Source organism: Wenzhouxiangella limi (assembly GCF_010499265.1).
Classification (GTDB): Bacteria; Pseudomonadota; Gammaproteobacteria; order Xanthomonadales; family Wenzhouxiangellaceae; genus Wenzhouxiangella; species Wenzhouxiangella limi.
The window spans coordinates 96,098-117,524 of record NZ_JAAGSC010000042.1 but is presented as its reverse complement, the minus strand read 5'-3'; the positions used below and the strand labels follow the sequence as shown (position 1 = coordinate 117,524).

Genomic DNA, 21,427 nt, shown 5'->3' with positions numbered 1-21,427 from the left:
CCGGGTCAAATGGTTAGTCTTGCCGCCTGACCCATTCACCGCCCGAATTGCCCTTTCCGCCATGGCCGAACCTCTCTGGATTCCTTCGCAGCAGCGCATCACCGCCAGCCACATGCAGCGCTTCATCGAGCGTGTGCGCGATGGCCTGGACGCCCGCGTGACCGACTACGACAGCCTGTATCGCTGGTCGCTGGAGCATCCGGAAACCTTCTGGCGCGAGTTGTGGGACTTCGCCGGGGTGATCGGTGACGGGCCGGGTGAGGTTGGCACCGAGGGCTGGCCGGCCATGCCGGGCACGCGCTGGTTCCCCGAGGCGAGCCTGAACTTTGCCGAGAACCTGCTCAAGCGCCGCGATGACGGCGAGGCCATCGTGTTTGCCGGCGAGGACGGCTCGCGCCGAACGCTGAGCTACGCCGAGCTCTACCAGGCCGTCGCCCGGGCCGCGCTCGCGCTCAAGGATGCCGGCGTGCAGCCGGGCGACCGGGTCGCCGGCTACCTGCCCAACCTGCCCGAGACCGTGATCGCCATGCTCGCCGCGACCTCGATGGGTGCGGTGTGGTCGTCGTGCTCGCCGGATTTCGGCGTCCAGGGCGTGCTCGACCGCTTCGGCCAGATCGAGCCCAAGGCGCTGTTTGTCTGCGCCGCCTACCGCTACAACGGCAAGACCTACGACTGCCTGGGTCGGGTGCGCGAGCTGATCACCCACATGCCGTCGGTGAAGCGATTGGTGGTGGTGCCTTACATGGATCCGGCGCCGGACCTGAACGACCTGCCGCAGGCGCTGACCTGGGAGCAGTTCACCGACAACCAGGCGGTCAATATCCGCTTTCAGCGCCTGCCGTTCGACCACCCGGTCTACATCCTCTACTCCTCTGGCACCACCGGGGTGCCCAAGTGCATCGTCCACGGTGCCGGCGGCACGCTGCTGCAGCACTTGAAAGAGCTCATGCTGCACACCGATTTGAAGCCCGACGAGCGCCTGTTCTACTTCACCACCTGCGGCTGGATGATGTGGAACTGGCTGGTCTCGGGCCTGGCCGCCGAGGCCACGCTGGTGCTGTTCGACGGCTCGCCGTTTCATCCCGACGGCAACGCGCTGTGGGATCTGGTCGACGAGCTCGGCATCCACGTTTTCGGCACCAGCGCCAAGTGGATTGCCGCCTGCGAGAAAGCCGGCGTCAAGCCGCGCGAGCGCCACGCGCTGGGCTCGCTCAAGGCCATCCTGTCGACCGGCTCGCCGCTGCTGCCCGAATCCTTCGACTACGTCTATCGCGACGTCAAGCCCGACCTGCAGCTGAGCTCGATTTCCGGCGGCACCGACATCGTCTCGTGTTTTGCCCTGGGCAATCCCGTGCTGCCGGTCTACAAGGGCGAGCTGCAGTGCCGCGGCCTGGGGATGAAGGTCGAGATCCGCGCCGACGACGGCCGCGTGGTCAGCGACGAGACCGGCGAGCTGACCTGCTCGCTGCCGTTTCCCTCCATGCCGGTCGCCTTCTGGAACGACCCGTCCGGCGAGAAGTACCGGGCGGCTTATTTCGATACCTGGCCCGGCATCTGGAGCCACGGCGACTACGCCCGCCTGACCCCGCGCGGCGGGGTGGTGATCTACGGCCGCTCCGACGCCACGCTCAACCCGGGCGGGGTGCGCATCGGCACCGCCGAGATCTACCGCCAGGTCGAGAAACTCGACGAGATTCTCGAGTCCATCTGCGTCGGCCAGGAGTGGGAGGACGACGTCCGGGTCGTGCTGTTCGTGCGCCTGCGCGAGGGCGTCGAGCTCACCGACGAGCTCCAGGATCGCATCCGCAAGACCATCCGCGCCAACGCCACCCCGCGCCATGTGCCGGCCCGGATCATCGCCGTGCCCGACATCCCGCGCACCGTCTCCGGCAAGATCACCGAACTGGCCGTGCGCCACGTCATCCACGGCCGCGAGGTCAAGAACACCTCGGCCCTGGCCAACCCGGAGGCGCTGGAGCACTATCGGGACTTGGCGGCGTTGCGGGTTTAAGTGCTTGGGTTAAATTAACCGCAGATGAACGCGGATGAACGCGGATAACTGAAGATAAAAGCCAATAACGGCTGCAGACAAGTACCAAAGAGTGGCCGGGCACAATAAGCGATCCGCCCGGTGTATTGAGCTTTGTGTTTTTATCCGCGTTTATCTGCGTTCATCCGCGGTTCAAACCATTCTTAAGAAACAAGCTAAACAGCTCCGAGATCGTGGCCATTGCGTCGGCCATGCGATGGTCGGTATCGAGCAGATGCAGGCTGGCCCGGCGCTCTTCGGCAAAGCGCCGGGCGTTGTGCCAGGGAATGACTTCGTCGCGCCAGCCGTGGACCACGCTTATGGCCTGGCAGCGCACCGGGTAATTTTCCTCGATCAATCCGGCGTCGGGGTAGCGGTCGTTGAGGTAGACCGCCGGGGCCAGCAGGAACAGACCGCGCACCGGCATCCGGCAGGCGGCCGCGACCGAGACGTAGCCGCCCATCGACGAGCCGACCAGGACGGCGGGTTCGCTGAAGCCGTTCAGTCGCGCGCACAGGCGCTGGACCCGCCCGGCCGCGTCATCGCGCAAATCGCGATAGTCGATGGCTTCGGTCGTCAATCCCGCGGCTTCGGCCAGCGGCGCAAGCGTGCGGATCTTGTGCGAATCGGGGCTGGAGAGGTGGCCGTGGCTGAAAATCAGGTGCATGTCAGGGTTCCGTTCGCGCTTGATGTCGTTGAAGTCCACCCATGCCGGGCTTGTGGCGGGCACCGATGCGTCTGCAAAGCTTTGCGCCAGCGATTACCATGGCGATCATACCAATCCACGATAACGAGCCCGCCTTGAACTCTTCAGCCCCGACCCGCAACCTGGCCCTGTTCTGCGACTTTGAAAACATCGCGCTGGGCGTGCGCGACGCCAGGTACGCCGCCTTCGACATCCAGAAGGTGCTCGAGCGCCTGCTGCTCAAGGGCAACATCGTGGTCAAGAAAGCCTACTGCGACTGGGGCCGCTACCGCGAGTTCAAGGCCGCCATGCACGAGGCGGCGTTCGAGATGATCGATATCCCGCACCTGCGCCAGTCGGGCAAGAACTCCGCCGATATCCGCATGGTCGTCGACGCCCTGGATCTGTGCTACACCAAGGCTCACGTCGATACCTTCGTGGTCATCAGTGGTGATTCCGACTTCTCGCCGCTGGTCTCCAAGCTGCGCGAGAACGACAAGACGGTGATCGGTGTCGGCGTCAAGAGTTCGACCTCCGACCTGCTGACCGCCAACTGCGACGAGTTCATCTTTTACGACGACCTGATCCGCAACAGCGAGAAAAAGAAAACCGCCGCGGCCAAGAAAAAGGCGACCAAGAAAAAGACCGCCAAAAAGGCCCAGCGCAAGAGCGCGGCCGGCGACGCACCGGCCAGCGAAACGCCCTCAGGCGAAGGCGCCAGCGTCGATCCCAAGGCCCAGGAAGCCTTCGACCTGGTGCTCGAGACCACCGAGGCGCTGTTTTCCGACCGCGACGCCGAGGAAAAGGTCTGGGGCTCGATGATCAAGCAGGCCTTGAAGCGCCGCAAGCCCGGCTTCTCGGAAAGCTACCACGGCTTCAAGAGCTTCAACCACTTACTCCAGGAAGCCGAAAAGCTTGGCCTGCTGGAGCTGCAGCACGACGAAAAGTCAGGCGGCTACATCATCAAAAGTTACGGCAACGACGACTGAGCGGTTTGCCCCGGCGCCGCGACCCCGGCCTGCGCGAGCGCTTGCCGGGGTCGGCTGTGGTCGGTCAGGCGGCTTTTTCTTCAGCGACGTTGAAGTGGTGGATATCGCGCTGCGGAAAGGGAATCGAGCAGCCGGCGGCTTCTAGTTCGGTCTTGAGGGTTTCGAGCAGGTCGCTGCGCGTGGTCCAGTAATCCTCGGACAGCACCCACGGACGGACCGCGAAATCGACGCTGGACTCGCCCAGCTCCATCAGCAGGATGGCCGGCTCGGGTTCGGCGAGCACCTTCTCGTGGCCTTCGATGACGCGCTGCATGGTGGCCTGGGCCAGCTTGAGATCATCGTCGTAGCTGACGCCGATGATCATGTCGATACGGCGGGTATCGAAGGCCGAATAGTTGGTGATCGGGTTGCCCGTGATATCGCTGTTGCCGACGATGACCAGGCGATTGTCCGGGGTCTGCAGCTGGGTATTGAAGATGCCGACCGACTGAACGGTGCCCGAGACCCCGCCGGCTTCAACGAAATGCCCCCGGGTGAACGGGCGCAGAATCACCAGCATGATGCCGGCGGCGAAGTTGCTCAGGCTGCTCTGCAGGGCCAGACCAACGGCCAGAGCCATACCCCCCAGGACGGCGATCAGCGGCGTGACCTGGACGCCGAGGTGGCCCAGGGAAATCATGATCACGATCACCAGCAGCAAGACGCCGAGGATGTTGCCGACGAAGGTCACCAGCAGCGCGTCGATGCCGCGCTTTTCCATGCCGCGGGACACGCCGCGGACCACGCGCTTGCCGATCCAGCGGCCGATGAAGAAGATCAGGATGGCGCCGATCAGGCGGGTGCCCATTTCGATGACGTTGTAGTCGGTCAGCAGCTGCTGAACTTGAGTGAAGTCCATGGTTGTTTCTCCCTGGATGATTTCTTGTTAGAACAGATCCTCGCCGCCGGTCAGCGTGTCCTCGATGCTGTCGCCGAGCAGGGCCAGGTGGTTGATGACGTAGCGCAGCGAGGCCTCGTTGAGCAGGTCGTAAGTGAGGTTGTGGCAGAGCTTGATGAACGGCGTGCCGTCGAGATCGCCGACGGCCAGGTAGCCCACACGCAGCATCAGGTTCACGCGCAGGCACTTTTCGGCGTCGTGTTCGCGCAGCGGCGCGATGTTGGTCTCCAATCGCAGTGAGCGGCGCTCGTCGCTGTTTTTCAGCTCGGCCAGGAAAATGTCCTGATGGCGTTCGCCGACCTTGACCTCTACGGCCAGCATGAACGGCTCGGCGTGGACCACCGAGTAGTGCGCGCGGATGTATTCTTCGATCTCGGAAAAAGTCTGCATGATGTCTTACTTGGGCTCCAGGCGAACGGCGCCGTCCAGTCGGATTACGGTGCCGTTGAAATAGCGGTTTTCGATGATGTGGGCGGCCAGGTCGGCGAACTCGTCCGACCGACCCAGGCGCTTGGGAAACGGGATGGACCCGGCCAGCGCCTGCTGCACGGGCTCGGGCATGACGTCGACCATCGGGGTGTGGAACACGCCCGGCGCAATCGCCATCACGCGCACGCCGAGGCGCGAAAACTCGCGCGCCATCGGCAGGGTCATGCCGACCACGCCGGCCTTGGAGGCCGCGTAGGCCGCCTGGCCGATCTGGCCTTCGAAGGCAGCGATCGAGGCGGTATTGATGATCACCCCGCGTTCGCCGTCTTCGCCGGGCTCATTGCCCTGCATGCGTTCAGCGGCGGCCTTGGCGACGTTGAAGCTGCCGATCAGGTTGACCATCACCGTCCCGGAAAAGCGATCCAGCGCCATTGGACCCTCGCGTCCCAGCACGCGGCCGACGCCGAGGATGCCGGCGCAGCTGACCGCCACGTTCAGCCCGTCCATCTCTGCGGCCGCCTGGCCGACGGCTTCGGCTACTGCCGTCTCGCTGGTGACGTCGACGGCCAGGAAGCGGGCCGAATTCGGCCCCAGTTCGTCGACCGCCGCCCGGGCCTTTTCGGCATCGATATCGAACAGCCGTACCCGGGCGCCGGCAGCGACCAGTCGCTTCGCCACCGCGAATCCCAGGCCGGACACGCCGCCGGTGATGACGGCCTTGACGGATGCTAACTGCATGCTTTTCCTTCGATTGAATTGGCGTTGGATTGCGCTGCTTCAGTGCCGCTTGAGCACGGCCTGCCCGGCGCGCGAGCGCGGTCGACCCAGCTCGCCGGCAATCCAGTCGCCGGTGCGGGCCATTTCGAGCAGGTCGATACCGGTCTCCATACCGACGCCTTCGAGCATGTAGATCACGTCCTCGGTGGCGACGTTGCCGGTCGCCCCGCGCGCGTACGGGCAGCCGCCCAGCCCGGCGACCGAACTGTCGACCACGCGCACGCCCAGGTCCAGGCAGGTCATGATATTCGCCAGGGCCTGGCCGTAGGTATCGTGAAAGTGCACGGCGAGCTGGGCGATCGGGATCGAGGCGCCGACTGCGCGCACCATTTCGGCAGCCTTGCGCGGGGTGCCCACGCCGATGGTGTCGCCCAGCGAAATCTCCTCGCAGCCGGCCTCGAACAGCGCCTCGGCCACCCGCACCACGTCGGCGATCGGCACCTGGCCCTGGTAGGGGCAGCCGAGCACGGTCGAGACGTAGCCGCGCACGCGCACCCCGTCGTTGCGCGCCCGGTGGACCACCGGCGCAAAACGGCGCAGCGATTCTTCGATGGTGCAGTTGATGTTGTGCTGGTTGAAAGCCTCCGAGGCGGCGGTGAACAGCGCGACTTCGTCGACGCCGACGCTGCGGGCGCGGTCGTAGCCGCGCTCGTTGGGCACCAGCGCCGGGTAGCGAATGCCCGCGCGTCGCTTAAGCCCGGCGATCACGTCCTCGGCGTCGGCCATCTGCGGGATGGCCCGATCGCTGACGAAGCTGGTCGACTCGATGACCTTCAAGCCCGTTCGTCCGAGGCGATCGATCAGGTCGAGCTTGAGCGAGGTGGGCACGGTATAGGGCTCGTTCTGCAGCCCGTCGCGCGGACCCACCTCGACCAGCTTGACAAAATTACCGCTCACGCTCGTCAAACGAACTACAGCAGTTCGACGGCCATGGCCACGCCTTCGCCGCCGCCGATGCACAGCGAGGCGACCCCGGTCTTGAGGCCGCGCGCCTTCAGCGCATGGATCAGGGTGACCAGGATGCGCGCCCCGCTGGCGCCGATGGGGTGGCCGAGGGCGCAGGCGCCGCCGTTGACGTTGACCCTGGCGTGATCGAGGCCGTGTTCCTTCATCGCCGCCATGGTCACGGTGGCGAAAGCCTCGTTGATCTCCCACAGGTCGACCTGGTCGGCGCGCCAGCCGGCCCGCTCCAGGCATTTGGCGATCGCACCGACCGGTGCGGTGGTGAACCATTCCGGCTCGTGGCTGTGGGTGGCGTGGGCGACCACGCGAGCCAGGGGCTTGATGCCGCGCTTGTCGGCCTCGGTAGCGCTCATCATCACGAAGGCCGCAGCGCCGTCGGAGATCTTCGAGGAACTGGCCGCGGTGATGGTGCCGTCCTTGGCAAACGCCGGGCGCAGCGAGGGCATCTTGTCGATGTTGCAGCGCGGTGGCTCTTCGTCGGCGGTGATCTCGATTTCGCCCTTGCGGGTCTTGACCGTCACCGGCGTGATTTCATCGGCGAAGGCGCCGTTGTTCATGGCTGCCGTGGCGCGCTCGACCGAGGCCCTGGAAAATGCGTCCTGGTCTTCGCGGCTGAACTCGTACTTGGCCGCGCATTTCTCGGCAAAGCCGCCCATCATGGCGCCGTCGTAGGGGTTTTGCAGGCCGTCGTAGAACATGTGATCGAGGGCCTGAACATGGCCCATGCGCAGGCCGCGGTCCATGAGATACGGCGCGTTGGTCATGGATTCCATGCCGCCGGCGACCACGATCTCTGCGCTGCCGGCCCGGATCAGGTCGCTGCCCAGCATGGCCGCCTTGAGCCCCGAGCCGCAGACCTTGTTGATGGTGGTGGCCCCGGCGCTCATCGGCAGGTCGGCGCCCAGTGCAGCCTGGCGCGCCGGTGCCTGGCCGGTGCCGGCCGGCAGTACGCAGCCCATGATCACCTCGGACACGTCGTCGCCCGCTACCCCGGCATCGGTCATGACCGAGCCGATCACGGCCGAACCCAGCTGGGGTGATTTCACCGGGGCGAACTGGCCCTGGAACGAACCGATCGCGGTACGGCGAGCGGCAACGAATACGACATCATCGGACATGATCACACTCTCTCTGGTTGGAAACCCGCCGGCATTATCGCAGGTTCAAGGCGGTGCAACCACCGCCGTCCCGCGGCGCGTGCTCCTGGTGATGAGCGGGTTTGATCGCTGGGCTAAAGGATCGGTTCGGTGCTGGCACGTCCGGGGCAGCATCGATAGAATCCCGGACGTAGCCTTCGCAGACAGGAGCGGTCCAGGGCCTTGCAGCAACGCGACGACCGGCGCTATACCTACGGTGACTACCGGACCTGGCCGGAAGATGTGCGCTACGAGCTGATCGACGGCACCGCCTGGCTGATGTCGCCGGCGCCCGGCCGGCTGCACCAGGAAATGGTCGGGGAGATCTTTCGTCAGGCCGCCAACGCCTTGACCGACATGCCCTGTCGAGCCTATGTCGCCCCATTCGACGTCCGCCTGCCCAAGGGCAATGAGATCGACGACGACATCGACACCGTGGTCCAGCCCGACGTGCTGGTCGTGCGCGATCGGGACAAACTCGACGAGGCCGGCCTGCGCGGGGCGCCGGACTGGGTGGTCGAGGTGCTCTCGCCGTCCACCGCCGCCCACGACCAGACCCGCAAGCTGGCCGTCTACGAACGCTCGGGCGTGGCCGAAGTCTGGCTGGTCCATCCCACCGACCGCATGCTGACCCGCTACCGCCTGGCCAACGGCGGCTACGGCCGACCCGAGATCCAGGAGCTGGAGGGCGTCAGCGCGGTTGCCGAGCTGCCCGAGATCGCCATCGACTGGGACAGGGTCACGGCCCGGCTGGAAGACTGATCCTTAAGGGGTTCTCCTAGGCGCGGCCTTCGGCCAGCTCGCGCCCGATCAGCATGCGCCGGATTTCGTTGGTGCCGGCGCCGATGTCGTAGAGCTTGGCGTCTCTGAGCAGGCGGCCGGTGGGGTACTCGTTGATGTAGCCGTTGCCGCCCAGGGCCTGGATGGCCTCCAGCGCGACCGTCACCGCGCTGCGCGAGGCGTGCAGCAGGCAGGCGGCGGCGTCGACCCGCGACAGCTCGCCCTGGTCGTAAGCGGCAGCCACCTGGTAGGAAAACCCGCGCGAGGACTGCAGCAGGGTGTAGAGATCGCCGACCTTGGCCTGCATCAGGCCGAAATCCGACAGCGTGCGGCCGAACTGCTTGCGCTCGCGGATATAGGGCAGGACCTCATTGAGCGCGGCCTGCATGATCCCGATCGGCCCGCCGGAGAGCACCAGGCGCTCGGAGTTAAGCCCCGACATCAGGATCCTGACGCCCTCGTTGACCTCGCCGAGCACGTTCTCGGCCGGGATCTCGCAGTTGTCGAACACCAGCTCGCAGGTATTGGAGCCGCGCATGCCCAGCTTGTCGAGCTTCTGGGCCCTGGCAAATCCGGCAAAGTCCTTCTCGACGATAAAGGCGGTCATGCAGCGGCTGCCGGCTTCCTTGCCGGCGGTGCGCATGTAGACCACGGCAACGTCGCATTCCGGGCCGTTGGTGATCCACATCTTCGAGCCGTTGGCGACCCAGACATCGCCCTTGCGCTCGGCCCGGCAGGCCATGGAGCCGACCACGTCGGAGCCGGCGCCGGGCTCGGACATCGCCAGCGCCCCGACCCACTCGCCGGAGACCAGTTTCGGCACGTATTTCTCGCGCTGCGCGGGCGTGCCGTTGCGGCACAGGTTGTCGGTGCACAGGTTGGAGTGGGCGCCGTAGGACAGACCGACCGAGGCCGAGGCCCGGGAAATTTCCTCCATGGCGACCAGGTGGGCCAGGTAGCCCATCTCGGCGCCGCCGTACTCGCCCGGGATGGTGATGCCGAGCAGGCCCAGCTCGCCGAGCTCACGCCACAGCGCCTGCGGGAATTCGTTGGCCTGGTCGATGGCGGCGGCCTGCGGGGCGATCGCCTCGGCGGCGAAGCGGCGCACCGTGTCGCGTAACAGTTCGATGTCTTCGGGCAGTTGCATGCGGTTCCGGTTGTCAGAAATAACCCTGCAATTGTAGTTCAGGCCCCGGTTTTTGGCGTCACCGACCGCAGCGGTCACATTTCTGTAATTCCATTGACATGAACGCTTCGTATTTTCCCGGCCCAATAGAGAGTCTTGATTCCAACGCGCTATTCCGGAGTATCCATCGTGAGGCGAATTGTTCACTGGGGGCTGATCATGGCCGCGCTGCTCGCGGCGACCGGCCTGGCGGCCCAGCCCACCGCCGACGGCGACGACGATCTCGAAGCCCTGGCCGAGGAACTGGTCCGGCTGCGCGGCGAAGTCGAGGAACTCAACGCCGAGCTCAACCAGGCCCAGGATCGCCACCGCGGCGAGATGAGCTCGCTGGCGCTGCAGAAAGGCGACCAGGAGGCCACGGTGCGGCGCGAGCGCCTGCGCGTGGAACAGCTTCAGGCCGACCTGGCGCGCAACCGCGAGCGCGCCCGCGAGGCCGGGATTGCCGGCGAGGCCCTGCTGCCGATCGCCGAGGACGCGATCGCCGATCTCAAGCTCCACATCCAGTCCTCGCTGCCGTTCAAGCCCGGCGAGCGCCTGCAGGCCGTCGAAGAGATCGAAGACCGGATCGCCGCTGGCGCGCTGACCCCGGCGCGCGCCATCAACCAGATCTGGCGCTTCTACGAAGACGAGCTGCGCCTGACCCGCGAGAACGGCCTGCACAGCCAGATCATCGAGCTCGACGGGGAGCGCCTGCTGGCCGACGTCGCCCGCCTGGGCACGGTGGCGATGTACTTCCGCACCCGCGACGGCGAGTTCGGCCACGTCACCCGCAGCGGCGATCAGTGGCGCTTCGAGCGGCTGCAGGAACGCGCCGCTGTGCGCCAGGTCGAGACCCTGTTCGACTCGCTGCAAAAGCAGATCCGCACCGGGTATTTCGAGCTGCCCAACGCCGCCATCCGGCCGGAGTCCTGAGCATGCAAGCCATCTCTCTGAGAATTTTTATCACTCTGGGCCTGCTGCTGGCTGCGGGGATGGGCCTGGCCCAGGACGAGCCGCAAGCAACCCGGGCCGAAGAGCCGACGCTGACCGAAGCGCCGTCCGACGATCCAAGCGCAGAGACGGCCGACGAACAGGATGGGCAGACCGTGGCCGAGCAACCGCCCTCGCTGCGCCAGGCCTACCAGCGCGAGTTCGCCTTCCTGCAGGGGCAAAAGGCCGACCTCGAGCGCCGGCTGGCGGCCTTTACCGACACTGCCGAGCGTGAGCAAAGCCGCCTGCAGGCCGATATCGAGGCGCTGGAGCGCGAGCTGATCGATCTGACCGCCCAGGCCGACCGGCTCGAAGACCAGGTGTTCGAGGCCGAGCGCTCGGTCGACTCGGCCGGCGAAAACGTCAACCTGCTGGCCGCAACCTTCCAGCAGGCCGAGGTCACCGTTGACGGCTACCAGGCCCCGGCGCTGGAAGGCGACAGTATTCCCCGCGAGGCCGATGTCCAGGCCCTGTTCGCCGCCGTGGCCGGCGAACTCGACCAGCGCGGCCGCATTCGCGCCGAGTCGGGCGAGTTCTTCCTGGCCGACGGCACCCGCGTGGGCGGCGAGATCGTCCACGTCGGCCGCGTGGCCAGCTATGGCATCAGCGAGCGCGGCGCCGGCGTACTGGCCCCGGCCGGCGAGGGCGAGCTGAAATTATGGAACGAGACCTCGGCCGAGGCCGCGCGCGCGCTGGCCGCCGGCCAGACCGTCGATCCGCTGCCGATTTTCATCTACGAAAACCTGCGCACCGAAGTCGAGCACTCGACCGAGCGCGGCCTGTTCGACAAGGTCGCCCAGGGCGGGGTGATCGGCTGGATCATCTTCGGCCTCGGCATGGTGGCGCTGCTGCTGGTGCTGCTGCGCGCGATCTTTCTGTGGCGCGCCGGACGCTCGACCGGCCGGGTCGTCGACCGCGTCGAAGGCCACATCCGCCGGCGCGACCGCGAAGGCGCGCTGGCCGTGCTCGATAAACGCCACGGCGCGACCGCGCGCGTGGTCGCCACCGCCATCCGCAACCTGGACCGCAACCGCGAGCACCTCGAAGACATCGTCTCCGAGGCCATCCTGCACGAAAGCAGCCACCTCAACCGGCTGGGTGCATTCATCATGGTGATTGCCGCGGTCGCGCCGCTGCTGGGCCTGCTCGGAACGGTGACCGGCATGATCTCGACCTTTGACGTGATCACCGAGTTCGGCACCGGCGATCCCAAGCTGCTCTCCGGCGGCATCTCCATTGCCCTGGTGACCACCGAGATGGGCCTGATCGTGGCCATCCCGACCCTGCTGCTGGGCACGCTGCTGTCAAGCTGGGCCGAGCGCATCAAGGATGACATGGAGCAGGCCGCGCTGCGCGTGTCCAACCAGTACAGCGAGGCCCGCGAGCCGGGTCAGCCCGCGCCGGCCTGATGTTCGACGGTCTGCTCAACGACCTGCGGTTCTACTTCGAGGTCGGCGGCTACGTCATGCCGCCGCTGGTGGTCTCAACCCTGGTGCTGTGGTTTGCCATCGGCTACCGCTTTGCCGCCCTCAAGCGCGGCAACGTCAGAAGCGTGCGCGCCATCATCGAGAAATACCCCGACGGGCTGGACCACGCGCCGCGCGGGGTCATCGAGAAAGCGCTGGCCGACGGTATCCCGCTGGCCCGCCGCGGCGGAGCCAACCTCAGGCGCCTGCTCGACGATGCCTTCTGGCCGCTGGAGCGCGACGTGCGACGCTTCCACAAGCTGATCATGGTGATCGTCGCCGTGGCCCCGCTGATGGGCCTGCTCGGCACCGTGGTCGGCATGATCGAGACCTTCGATTCGCTGGCCGACATGTCGCTGTTTGCCCAGTCCGGCGGCATCGCCGGCGGCATTTCCCAGGCCCTGTTCACCACCCAGATGGGCCTGGCCGTGGCCATTCCGGGGCTGATCATCGGCGGCCTGCTCAACCGTCGCGCCGACATGATTCGCCTGGAACTCGCCCAGGTCAAAGACATCCTCTGCTCGCGCTCCACACCGGGAACAACCGCATGAGATACCGCGCACGTCAGGAAGAAGAACAGCGGGTCGACATCTCGCCGCTGATCGACATGGTGTTCATTCTGCTGATCTTTTTCATGGTCTCGACGACTTTCGTGCGGGACATGAACCTGGACCTGGAGCGCCCGGCCGCGAGCAGCGCCGAGGTCGCCTCGACCAAGGCCATCCGGCTCTACATCGACAGCAACGGCGATACCTTCCTGGACGGTCAGCCGATCCGGCTGTGGGTGATCCAGAGCCGCCTGCGCGAAATGATGCAGTCCTCGGGCTCGGAGCAGATCCTGGTGGTCACCGACGAAGACGTGCCCTCGGGCCGGCTGGTCGAGGTCGTCGACCAGGCCCGGCGCGCCGGCGCGGGCGATGTCGGCGTGGCGACCGTGGCCGAGGCCGGCCGGGGCTGATGGAACCTAAAGCAGGAGCTATCGCATGCCGACCAACTTGAGAAAACTGGGCTTCGGGCTGGCCTTCATGGTGTTCGGCTCGGTCGTCATCATCGGCGCGCTGCTGGTCATCAACCGCCTCGCCCAGGGCCCCGACGCGCGCGAGCTCGACAAGCAGACCAGCTTCCAGATCGAGCGCGAGTCGCAGCCGCCGCCGCCGCGGGTCCAGCGCCAGGAGCCGCCGCCACCGCGCCGCAGCCGCAACCCCAATCCGCCGCTGGCCAACCTCGACACCTCGCTGGGCGGGATCGATCTGGGTATTCCCGGCATCAGCGGCGACGATCTGGGCAGCCTGCGCGACGACCTGCTGGGCGATACCCGCGACGTGATCATGACCGACGATTCGGTCGATATGCCGCCGCGGCCGCGCCACCGCGAACCCATCCCCTATCCATCGTCTGCGCGCAAGCAGGGGGTGGAGGGCTACGTCGTGCTGTCGCTGCTGATCAGCGAGACCGGCGAGATCGAGCAGGTCGAAGTGCTGGAATCCAACCCCCCGGGTTTGTTCGACCAGAACGCCGTCGAGGGGGTGCGCAGCTGGCGCTTCGAGCCGGCCCAGTACCAAGGCCGCAATGTCCGGGTCTGGGCGCGGCAAAGCATCCGCTTCGATCTGTCGTGAGCTGCGGGGAGCGCCGTCGAATGAGTTTCAGAATCCTTTTGCTCGCCGCCTGGATGGTGCTGGCGATTCCGGTGGCGGCCGAGGAGCAGGCCGAGGCGCCGGCCGACGACGTCGACCGCCTGGCGCTGGCCGCGCTGCTGATCGGCGACGGCAACTTTGAGCGCGCCCGCACCGTCCTGGCCGGCGTCGATACCGACGACGAAGGCCTGGACCGCATGCGTTATTACTCGCTGGAAGGCCTGGTGGCGCTCAACCTCGATGAGCTGCCGCGCGCCGCCGCCGCCTTCGAGCAGGTGGCCGAAGCCGCCGCCGAGCGCGACGAGCCGGTGCCCGAGGTGATCTGGCTGTACCTGGCCCAGGCCTATTTCGGCCAGGAAGACTACGCCGGCGTGCTGCGCTCGCTCGATCGCGCTTCGGCCGAGACCACCGAACTGCCGTCGGTCTATCTGATGCGCGCCCAGTCGCACTGGGAACTGGGCCAGGTCGAGTCGGCCTGGCAGGTCCTGGCCGCCGGCGTCCAGCGCTTCCCGGATCGCGCCGGCGAGTTCACCCGGCGCCAGGTGTTCTGGCTGGTCGATCTCGGCCTGTACCAGCAGGCCGCCGAGATCGGGCTGGCCTTTCTCGACCAGCACCGCGCAGCCACCGAAGACGCCGTGGCCATCGGCAACGCGCTGCGCCAGGCCGGGCAGTTCGACGAGGCCCTGCGGGTGCTGGAGGTGGCGCGCCTGAACGACGCCGACGACATCCAGCTGACCCGCGTGCTGGCTCACACCTGGCTGGCGCGCGAGCAGGTCCTGCCGGCGGCCGACCTGATCCACGCCGCCGGTCGCCGCGATCCCGAGCTGGTCATCGAGGCGGCCGAACTGTACCGGCGCTCGGGCTGGCTGATCAAGGCGCTGATGCTCAACGGCCAGGTCATCGACCAGCCCAAGAAGTTCCGCCAGCGCCTGGCCATCCTGCTGGAGCTTGAACGCTTCGACCAGGCCGCGGCGATGGAAGAAACCCTGTTTCGCACCGGCCTGTTGAACCACGAGGAAATCCGCTACGCCTTGGCGTTCGCCTACTTCAAGACCGGCGAATACGAAAACGCCGAACGTCACCTGGCCGGCCTGACCGGCGATGACCTGTTCCGCAAGGCGATCGAGCTGCGCCGGGCGATGGAGCAGTGCGCCGCCGAGCCCTGGCAATGCGGATAGTCGGGCCCATGCAGCGCTTGAGTTGGCCGGCGGCGATGATGTTGATCACGGCGATGGTGCTTGCCGCCGTATTGCCGTCCGCGGCGCCGGCCCAGGAAGAACCAAGCGCCGACAACCCGGCCCGCGTTGGCCTGTTCGTGTTTGAGCGCGGCCGCCCGGTGGCCGATCTGACCGTCGAGCTGCGCGAGGTTCGCGGCAGCACCAACGTCGACGGTGCCTGGCGCGGCCGGGTCTCCCCGGGCACCGGTCGGCTGGAGGTGCGCGACCGTGGCCTGCCGCTGCTGGGGCTGCCACTGAGCCTGGAACCCGGAGAAAGCCTGCAGCTCATCGTCACCCTGACCGGTGATGAGCGCCGCGCGATGGTCAGCATGGAAAGCTCGCACGAGCGCGACGTCATGCCGCGCGCGGCCGATGAGCCCAGCGCCGGCGGCGAGGCCGGCAGCGGGGTGTTGCTGGGCCGGGTGGTCTCGACCGAGGACGGCGCACCGGTGGCCGGGGCGCGGATCTTCGTCAGCGGCACGCCGGTCGAAGGCCGCACCGACGACGATGGCTTCTACCGTCTGGAAGTCGATGCCGGCGAATACGCCATTTCGGTGCTGCACAGCGCGTTCGCCACCCGCACCGTGCGCGGCGTCAGCGTGGCCGCCGACGCAGAGACCGAGCGCGACTTCGAAATCCCGCCGGCCGGGCTGGAACTGGCCGAGTTCGTGGTCATCGAGCCGTTTATCGAGGGCAGCCTGACCGCGGTCATCGACGAACAGCGGCGCACCGCCAGCGTGGCCAACGTGCTCGGCGGCGAGCAGATCTCGCGCTCTGGCGACAGCGATGTCGGCAGCGCGCTGTCGCGGGTGACCGGGCTGACCCTGGTCGACGGTCAGTTCATCTACATCCGGGGCTTGGGCGAGCGCTATTCCTCGACCCTGGTCAACGGCGCCAACGTGCCCAGCCCCGACCCCACCCGCAAGGTCGTGCCGCTGGACCTTTTCCCCACCGGGGTGATCCGCTCCATCCTGGTCCAGAAGGGTTATTCGCCCGACATGCCCGGTGACTTCGGGGGCGGCGTGGTCGAGGTCCGCACCCGCGGTATCCCGGAGGAGGATTTCTTTTCGGTCGGCCTGTCGGCGGGCTTGCGCGACGGAACGACCTTTGATGACGGGCTGACTTACGACGGCGGTGGCCGCGACTGGAGCGGTTTCGACGACGGCACCCGCTCGCTGCCCGAGCCGGTGGCCGAGATCGTTGCCGGCGGCACCAAGCTGCCGCCGCAGCAGTCGCCGTTCACGCCCGACGGGCTCACGCCCGAGCAGCTGGAAGCGCTGGGAGAATCCTTTTCCAATATTTACGACATCAACGAAAAGGAAATGGGCCCAGATCGAGGCGTATCGATCGAGGGCGGCAAGCTGCTCGAGTTCGGCCCCGACTGGAACGCCGGCCTCACCGGGTCGCTGCTCTGGGACGACTCTTGGCGTAACCGTTCCGAATTGCGCCGCACGTTCATCCCCCTGGGCGACGGCAGCCTGCGCAGCAACGATGACTATACCATCGAGCGCACAACCCGCACCATCGGGCTGAGCGGCTTTCTCACCGGCGGGATCAACTACCAGGACCTGCATGAGATCGACCTGACCTGGATGCGGCTGCGCCAGACCGAGGATGAGACTTCGCGTCAGACCGGGTTCAACCTCGATGAGGACGGCGATATTCGAATCAATGAGCTGGAATGGGAGGAGCGGGAGTTGATGACTTACCAGGTTCAGGGAAGTCATGTGTTTCCGTTTCTCAACGGTACACGGTTTGAATGGGATTACTCCGATTCGGCCGCATCACTTGATACGCCAGATCAGCGCCGCTACCGCTATGATCCTGATGATTTAGCCGGTTTGATCTTCTCCAGGCGCGCGGATTCCAATATTCGGCGCTACACCCAACTCGATGACTCCGCCGTCGACGTCGGTGCAGATGTGTTCGTTCCGTTCTCCTTTGGCGGGCTGATCGACGGCGAGCTCAGCGGCGGTTTCCGCGTACTGGAAAAAGAGCGTGATTCGATCATCCGTCGGTTCACTTGGGAGGGGATTTCCAACCTCACGCAGGAGGAGCGCCGTCGACAGCAACTCGAAGACATCCTGACTCCGGAGAACATCGGTCCCGGCGGTGTCCTGTTGCAGGAGGTCACCCGCAACAGCGATACCTATGCTGCTTTTCTCGACGTCGACGCCTTCTACGGCAGTCTCGATGTGACGTTCGCTGAACGGATTCGTCTCTCTGGCGGCGCGCGTGTCGAGGACTGGCGACAGAATGTCCGAACCTTCAGCCTGTTTGAACCCGATACGCTGGAGTCTGAGTCCGATCTTGCCGATACTGACTTGTTCCCGGCCGCCTCGCTGACCTGGCTGATCAGCGATCGCCAGCAGCTGCGCCTGAGCTACGCCAAAACCATTATCCGTCCGGATTTCAAGGAGCTTTCTGACTCGCCGTTTACCGATCCCATCCTCAAACGCGAGGTGGTAGGGAATCCCGACTTGGTCTCCTCCGACGTTCAGCACGCCGATATCCGCTGGGAGTTTTATCCCGAGCCAGGTGAATTGGTTTCCATCGGCGCGTTTTACAAGCTCATCCAGCAACCGATCGAACTGACGGTGCAGCCCGGCGTAAGCCAGCTACTGACCTACGCCAACGCCAAAGAAGCGGAGAACTTCGGAATCGAGCTGGAGGGTCGCAAGACGCTCGGGTTCCTGGACCGTTGGCTTGGCTGGGATGAGGTATTCGACCCGTTCTACATGGCGGGCAACGTTTCGATCATCGACTCAGAGATCACCATCAATCCGGATGACCGCGGGATACTGACGTCGACCTCGCGCGAACTCCAGGGACAGTCGCCGCTGATCATAAACTTCCAGGTCGGCTACGACCGCCCCGATCTGGGTATCGAGGCGACCCTGCTCTACAACTTCGTCGGCGAGCGGATTGCCGAAGTCGGGGTGCTGGGTGCACCCGACAAGATCGAGCAGGGCCAGGGCGCGCTGGACTTCGTGTTGCGCTGGCGCTGGAGGGATCATTGGGCGTTCAGCGCCAAGTTCGGCAACTTGCTTGACGACAGATTCGAAATCAAGCAGGGGCCGGAAACCACCCAGCGCTACGGCAATGGCCGCACGCTGGGGCTGGGTCTCAGTTACGATTTTCTTTGATCCGGGTTGATGATCGACGCGCTGTAATGGATCTGAAATGCGCAGGTCACGGTATTGCAATCTCCGACCTCTAGAGTCTGTCAGCGACTGGCGCTGAAGCGCTAGCAATATTTCCTAGGCAGTTGACGCTCATCCAAGAGGAATTTCAGCATGTTGAAAAATTTGACCCGTAACGCGCTCGCGCTTGCGGTCGGCACCGCACTGGCCGGCTCTGCGCACGCTTTTGTAGTGAACGATACGTTCAGTGGAAACTGGGCCGAGACCCTCGAGACCAACGTCGCGCGCGGCATGATCATCGATATTTATGAAAATGCTGAAGTAGCCGGTGATTTCGCTCCCGCCGCTCTCGTTCAGTGGTTCACCTATCGCGACGGCGCACCGGTCTGGTTGATTTCCGAGCAGGCCAAGATCGATCCGGCGACCAATACAGCAGAGCTGACCTTTTTTGAGTTCAGCGGTGGCGCGTTCGACCCCGCTCCGGGCAGCCCTCAGTCCGACCCTTGGGGCACCGCGACGCTGAAGTTCAACAGCTGCAACAATGCCGTACTCGAGTACGACGGCGTTGACGGATCTGGCACCATCGATACGCTGACCAACCTCAAGGGCGATAACTGCGTCGTTGATGAAGTATTCGAAAGCTGCCCCGATTTTGCCACCGCTGGCCCGCTGGAGGGATCTTGCATCATTGGCGGAGGCGATCCGGTAACAAACGACATCACCCTGACCAACGAGACGACCTGGCTTGTTCAAGGCCAGTTCTTTGTTGGTGATGGCGGTTCGGTCACGATCGAGCCCAACACTGAGATCGTCGGTGGTACCGAGGGGAATACCGACACCTTTATCGTCTCACAGGGCGGCAAGATTTTCGCCGAAGGCACGCCGGAAAACCCGATCATCATGCGCGGCTTCCTGGCCGAGGATCGTCGTGAGTGGGGTGGTCTGGTGATTAATGGCCGTGCCCCGATCAACGGATGCCCGGAAGGCACAGAGCCCTGCACCGCTCAAGGCGAAGGAAACTCCGGCACCTACGGTGGTAACGATCCACACGACAACAGCGGCGTGATGCGCTACCTGATCGTCTCCAACGCGGGCATCGCCTTCAACGAGGAAGACGAACTCAACGGTATCGCCCTGCAGGGTGTGGGTGATGCTACGACCTTTGAGTTCATTCAGGTTCACCTGAACGAAGACGATGGTATCGAGTTCTACGGTGGCACCGTCAACGCGCGCTACCTGGTCCTGACGGGTATCGGTGATGACAGCATCGACTGGACCCAGGGTTGGCAGGGCAACGTGCAGTATGCAGTTATCAAGCAGTACCTCGACGACGGTGACCAGGGCATTGAAGCCGACAACAACGGTGATGCCAATGACTCCCTGCCGCGCGCCCTGCCGAAGATCGCCAACGGGACGTTTATTGGTTCGCCGAACGCTGATATCGGTTGGCTGATTCGTGAAGGGACCGGGGTCGATCTGGCCAATTCCATCGTGACCGGGTTCGGTGATGAATGCCTGGATATCGACCAGGAATCCACCTTTAACAACGCCGACAACCTGACGTTCACCAACAACATCCTGTTTGGTTGCGATGATGGCACGTTTGCCAACGAAGACGGCGACCCGTTCCTGGTGTCTGACTTCGTTCTCGGACAGACCAAAAACCTGGAAGTCGACCCGATGCTCCAGAACTACGCGCCCATGCCTGGTTCTCCGGCCATCGGAATTGGTGCTGTGCCGTTCACTGATGCGTTCTTTGACAACGTCGACTACGCCGGGGCCATCCCGAGCGCTGAAGCCGACTGGACGGCCGGCTGGACCGTCGGCCTGGACCGTGACCTGCCGTAAGCTCTGCTTACAACCTGGCTTTTGTCTTTACGGCAAGCCAATAAAAAACGCCGCGGTTCTTTGCCGCGGCGTTTTTTATACCGATTGTTTCTTTGCTGGGAGAAATCCTACTGATTCCCCCGCTCCCGCCCCGGGAAGCGATGCGAGCGGCCCATGAAGGGCAGCTTGAGTTTGCCGATGGTAGCGATGCGTTCCTCGGCCATGCGGTCGGCGGCTTTCCAGGTCGGGATGCCGTCGCGCTGGGCGATCTGGAAGATCTTGGAGACGTTGTAATAAATCGTGCGCATCATGCGCTTGGCGCGTTCGCGGTTGTAGCCTTCGAACTCGATCGAGACGTTCATCAGGCCGCCGGCGTTGACCGCGTAATCGGGCGCGTAAAGGATGCCGCGCTCCTCGAGCTCGTTGCCGCACTCCTCCGTGGCCAGTTGGTTGTTGGCCGCGCCGCACACGATCTTGAAGCGAAAGCGGGGCAGGGTACGCTCGTTGACCACCGCGCCCAGCGCGGTCGGGCAGAACACGTCGGCGTCGACCTCGTAGATATCGTCCAGGCTTACCGCTTCGCAGCCTAAATCCACGGCCTGGGCGACGGCGTCTTCGTTGATGTCGGTGACGAACACTTTTGCATTCTGGGCACGCAGCAGCTTGACCAACTCGAAGCCAACGTGGCCCACGCCCTGGACGGCGTAGCTGTAGTTGCCGACTTCCTCGTCGTTGAAGCGGCGCGAGAGCGAGGCGCGGATGCCCTGCAGCGTGCCGAAGGCGGTAAACGGCGACGGGTCGCCCGAGCCGCCGTGGACCTGGTGGACGCCAACGCAGTTGTCGGTTTCCTGGAACACGTATTCCATGTCGTTGACGTCGATGCCGACGTCCTCGGCGGTGATGTAGCGCCCGTGCAGCGACTCGATAAAGCGGCCGAACGAGCGAAACAGCGCCTCGGACTTGTCCTTGCGCGGGTCGCCGATCAGCACCGACTTGCCGCCGCCCAGGTTCAGGCCGGCCACGGCGGCCTTGTAGCTCATCCCGCGCGAAAGCCTGAGCACGTCTTCCAGCGCCTCCTGCTCGGTGGCGTAGGGCCACATGCGCAAGCCGCCCAGGGCCGGGCCCAGGGTGGTGTTGTGGATGGCGATGATGCCCTTGAGCCCGGCATCCTTGTTGTGGCAGAACACGACCTGCTCGTGCTCGGTCGTGTCGATGATTTCAAACAGATTCATGCTAAGACCTCCGGCGCCCGCGCTTCTG

General features: G+C 65.1%; 19 protein-coding genes. 11 read left to right on the top strand and 8 right to left on the bottom strand.

Annotated features, from left to right (window positions below):
• Positions 1 to 61: 61 nt before the first annotated feature.
• Positions 62 to 2,011, top strand: coding sequence for an acetoacetate--CoA ligase (locus G3I74_RS11530; protein WP_164211762.1), 1,950 nt, complete (start codon positions 62 to 64; stop codon positions 2,009 to 2,011).
• A gap of 160 nt (positions 2,012 to 2,171) precedes the next feature.
• Here G3I74_RS11530 and G3I74_RS11525 read toward each other — a convergent pair whose 3' ends face one another.
• Positions 2,172 to 2,696, bottom strand: a complete 525-nt coding sequence (locus G3I74_RS11525) for a YqiA/YcfP family alpha/beta fold hydrolase (RefSeq protein ID WP_164211761.1) — start codon at positions 2,694 to 2,696, stop codon at positions 2,172 to 2,174.
• 134 nt (positions 2,697 to 2,830) lie between these two features.
• Between G3I74_RS11525 and G3I74_RS11520 the strand changes: the two genes are divergently transcribed.
• Positions 2,831 to 3,703: an NYN domain-containing protein gene (locus G3I74_RS11520; protein WP_239056881.1), complete on the top strand. Its 873-nt coding sequence runs from the start codon at positions 2,831 to 2,833 to the stop codon at positions 3,701 to 3,703.
• A 64-nt stretch (positions 3,704 to 3,767) separates the two neighbouring features.
• On the opposite strand, the gene G3I74_RS11515 is transcribed toward G3I74_RS11520, so the two are convergent.
• From G3I74_RS11515 to G3I74_RS11495, 5 genes are read right to left on the bottom strand one after another with little or no spacing between them, the layout of a single operon-like run.
• Positions 3,768 to 4,601 (bottom strand): mechanosensitive ion channel family protein, encoded by an 834-nt coding sequence (locus G3I74_RS11515; protein ID WP_164211759.1) that lies wholly within the window; start codon positions 4,599 to 4,601, stop codon positions 3,768 to 3,770.
• Between the two features lie 27 nt (positions 4,602 to 4,628).
• Complete coding sequence (locus G3I74_RS11510; protein WP_164211758.1) at positions 4,629 to 5,030, bottom strand: hypothetical protein; 402 nt, start codon at positions 5,028 to 5,030, stop codon at positions 4,629 to 4,631.
• Between the two features lie 6 nt (positions 5,031 to 5,036).
• Positions 5,037 to 5,807: an SDR family NAD(P)-dependent oxidoreductase gene (locus tag G3I74_RS11505; RefSeq protein ID WP_164211757.1), complete on the bottom strand. Its 771-nt coding sequence runs from the start codon at positions 5,805 to 5,807 to the stop codon at positions 5,037 to 5,039.
• A gap of 39 nt (positions 5,808 to 5,846) precedes the next feature.
• Positions 5,847 to 6,743, bottom strand: coding sequence for a hydroxymethylglutaryl-CoA lyase (locus G3I74_RS11500; RefSeq protein ID WP_164211756.1), 897 nt, complete (start codon positions 6,741 to 6,743; stop codon positions 5,847 to 5,849).
• Between the two features lie 14 nt (positions 6,744 to 6,757).
• Positions 6,758 to 7,927, bottom strand: coding sequence for a thiolase family protein (locus G3I74_RS11495; RefSeq protein WP_164211755.1), 1,170 nt, complete (start codon positions 7,925 to 7,927; stop codon positions 6,758 to 6,760).
• Positions 7,928 to 8,128: 201 nt separating this feature from the next.
• On the opposite strand from G3I74_RS11495, the gene G3I74_RS11490 reads away from it, so the two are divergent.
• Positions 8,129 to 8,707, top strand: coding sequence for a Uma2 family endonuclease (locus G3I74_RS11490; RefSeq protein WP_164211754.1), 579 nt, complete (start codon positions 8,129 to 8,131; stop codon positions 8,705 to 8,707).
• Between the two features lie 16 nt (positions 8,708 to 8,723).
• Here G3I74_RS11490 and G3I74_RS11485 read toward each other — a convergent pair whose 3' ends face one another.
• Positions 8,724 to 9,872: an acyl-CoA dehydrogenase family protein gene (locus tag G3I74_RS11485; protein ID WP_164211753.1), complete on the bottom strand. Its 1,149-nt coding sequence runs from the start codon at positions 9,870 to 9,872 to the stop codon at positions 8,724 to 8,726.
• A gap of 168 nt (positions 9,873 to 10,040) precedes the next feature.
• On the opposite strand from G3I74_RS11485, the gene G3I74_RS11480 reads away from it, so the two are divergent.
• The 8 genes from G3I74_RS11480 to G3I74_RS11445 all read left to right on the top strand — a co-directional run bounded on the left by G3I74_RS11480 (position 10,041) and on the right by G3I74_RS11445 (position 20,188).
• Entirely contained in the window at positions 10,041 to 10,823 is a 783-nt protein-coding gene (locus G3I74_RS11480; protein WP_164211752.1) for a DUF3450 family protein, read from the top strand.
• Positions 10,824 to 10,825: 2 nt separating this feature from the next.
• A complete protein-coding gene (locus tag G3I74_RS11475) occupies positions 10,826 to 12,289 on the top strand; it encodes a MotA/TolQ/ExbB proton channel family protein (RefSeq protein ID WP_164211751.1) in 1,464 nt (487 codons plus the stop codon).
• Positions 12,289 to 12,897: a MotA/TolQ/ExbB proton channel family protein gene (locus G3I74_RS11470; RefSeq protein WP_164211750.1), complete on the top strand. Its 609-nt coding sequence runs from the start codon at positions 12,289 to 12,291 to the stop codon at positions 12,895 to 12,897. Before G3I74_RS11475 ends, G3I74_RS11470 begins: the two co-directional genes overlap by 1 nt.
• Entirely contained in the window at positions 12,894 to 13,304 is a 411-nt protein-coding gene (locus G3I74_RS11465; protein WP_164211749.1) for an ExbD/TolR family protein, read from the top strand. Before G3I74_RS11470 ends, G3I74_RS11465 begins: the two co-directional genes overlap by 4 nt.
• A 25-nt stretch (positions 13,305 to 13,329) precedes the next feature.
• A complete protein-coding gene (locus G3I74_RS11460) occupies positions 13,330 to 13,962 on the top strand; it encodes an energy transducer TonB (protein ID WP_164211748.1) in 633 nt (210 codons plus the stop codon).
• A gap of 20 nt (positions 13,963 to 13,982) precedes the next feature.
• Positions 13,983 to 15,158: a tetratricopeptide repeat protein gene (locus G3I74_RS11455; RefSeq protein WP_164211747.1), complete on the top strand. Its 1,176-nt coding sequence runs from the start codon at positions 13,983 to 13,985 to the stop codon at positions 15,156 to 15,158.
• A gap of 8 nt (positions 15,159 to 15,166) precedes the next feature.
• Complete coding sequence (locus tag G3I74_RS11450) at positions 15,167 to 18,343, top strand: TonB-dependent receptor (protein WP_164211746.1); 3,177 nt, start codon at positions 15,167 to 15,169, stop codon at positions 18,341 to 18,343.
• A gap of 150 nt (positions 18,344 to 18,493) precedes the next feature.
• Positions 18,494 to 20,188: a hypothetical protein gene (locus tag G3I74_RS11445; protein ID WP_164211745.1), complete on the top strand. Its 1,695-nt coding sequence runs from the start codon at positions 18,494 to 18,496 to the stop codon at positions 20,186 to 20,188.
• A gap of 107 nt (positions 20,189 to 20,295) precedes the next feature.
• Here G3I74_RS11445 and G3I74_RS11440 read toward each other — a convergent pair whose 3' ends face one another.
• Positions 20,296 to 21,399, bottom strand: a complete 1,104-nt coding sequence (locus G3I74_RS11440; protein ID WP_164211744.1) for a Glu/Leu/Phe/Val dehydrogenase — start codon at positions 21,397 to 21,399, stop codon at positions 20,296 to 20,298.
• Between the last annotated feature and the right edge of the window lie 28 nt (positions 21,400 to 21,427).